Origin of the sequence: Mediterraneibacter sp. 210702-DFI.5.30 (genome assembly GCF_020560115.1) — a bacterium.
In the GTDB taxonomy this organism is placed as follows: domain Bacteria; phylum Bacillota; class Clostridia; order Lachnospirales; family Lachnospiraceae; genus Mediterraneibacter; species Mediterraneibacter faecis.
Window position 1 is genome coordinate 1 of record NZ_JAJCME010000252.1, and the last position, 217, is coordinate 217.

Sequence of the window (217 nt, forward strand, 5' to 3'; positions counted from 1 at the left end):
GGCCAATCTGCACATGGATCCAGAAACGGTATGCGCGGGCTATATGCATGATATCGTTGAAGATACTGGGGCCACTTTGGATGATATTCGGGAGCTTTTCGGACCGACGATTGCCATGATCGTGGATGGCAACACGAAGATCTCTAAGATTCATTACAAGTCCAACAAAGAACAGATGGCGGAAACACACCGTAAGCTTTTGCTGGCAATGAGCAAG

At 47.9% G+C, this 217-nt stretch carries 1 protein-coding gene; it reads left to right on the plus strand.

The window, feature by feature from the left end:
• On the plus strand, positions 1 to 217 hold a 217-nt coding region (locus LI126_RS15450), incomplete at both ends, for an HD domain-containing protein (protein ID WP_227165777.1).